Origin of the sequence: Robbsia andropogonis, assembly GCF_000970345.1 — a bacterium.
Lineage (GTDB): Bacteria > Pseudomonadota > Gammaproteobacteria > Burkholderiales > Burkholderiaceae > Robbsia > Robbsia andropogonis.
Genome location: NZ_LAQU01000190.1, coordinates 1 through 1,272 on the forward strand (window position 1 = coordinate 1; position 1,272 = coordinate 1,272).

Below are 1,272 nucleotides of genomic sequence, written 5' to 3' on the forward strand. Positions count from 1 at the left end.
ACTGCAGCCGCGATACGCCAAACGGGTCGCCGACGAGGATAGTCTGATCGCAACCATCGTCGCGCAGGCGATGAACCTCGGTAACTTGCTCATGTCGCGCACCAGCGACATTCCGTATCACGTTCTGGAGACCACCTACCAGCAATACCTGCGGCTGGCCACGCTGCAGGAGGCCAACGACCGCATCAGCAACGCCATTGCTGAGCTGCTGGTCTTCCCGTATTACTCGTTCGATCTCAAGACGCTATACGGCGCCGTGGATGGCCAGAAATTCGGCGTCGAGCGACCTACTATCAAGGCGCGGCACTCGCGCAAGTACTTTGGCCGCGGCAAAGGCGTCGTCGCCTACACGCTGCTGTGCAATCACGTGCCGTTGCAGGGCTGGATGATCGGCGCGCACGAATACGAGGCCCATTACGTGTTCGACGTCTGGTATCGCAACACCAGCGAAATCATGCCCGACGCGATCACCGGTGACATGCACAGCGTAAACAAAGCCAATTTCGCAATCCTGTACTGGTTCGGTCGGCGCTTCGAGCCGAGGTTCACCTACCTCGACAAACAACTCGGCGAGATCTATTGCGCCACCGACCCAGCACGCTACGAGGACTTCCTCATCGTGCCGGCCGGTCAGATCGACCTGCAGGCGATCCTCGACGAAAAGGAGAACATCGCACGCATCATCGCCACGCTGGGGTTGAAGGAGATGACCCAGGGCACGCTGATCCGAAAGCTCTGCACCTACACGGAAACGAACCCAACGCGTCGCGCGATCTTCGAGTTCGACCGGCTCGTGCGGAGCGTCTACACGCTGCGCTACCTGCGTGATCCGAAACTGCAACGCACCGTGCACCGCTCGCAAAACCGGATCGAATCGTATCACCAGTTGCGTGCCGCAATCGCCAAGGTCGGCGGCAAGAAGGAACTGACAGGCCGGACCGATCTCGAGATCGCAATCAGTAACCAGTGCGGGCGATTGATAGCCAACGCGATCATCTTTTACAACTCGGCTATTCTCAGCCGGCTATTGGAAAAGGGCGAGGGCAATGAGAAGGTGCTGGAACTCGTGAAATCGACATCGCCGGCAGCCTGGCGGCATATCCATATGGGCGGCCACTACACCTTCCTCGGTGGCGGGCAGGCCATCGACCTAGACGCCATCATTCAGGGGCTCACCTGGGAATGACGGAAAGAGCTTTGCAAGATGCTTTCCGCCTATCGGCTGGGGGCGTACACCGGATTCGTGAGAATTTTCGGCGGTTTGGGCTTACA

At 58.9% G+C, this 1,272-nt stretch carries 1 protein-coding gene; it reads left to right on the forward strand.

Features of this window, described 5'->3' with window-relative positions; all coding sequences use genetic code 11:
• The coding region (locus tag WM40_RS27040; RefSeq protein ID WP_046154640.1) for a Tn3 family transposase at positions 1-1,186 on the forward strand (1,186 nt) is incomplete at its 5' end.
• Positions 1,187-1,272 lie beyond the last annotated feature (86 nt).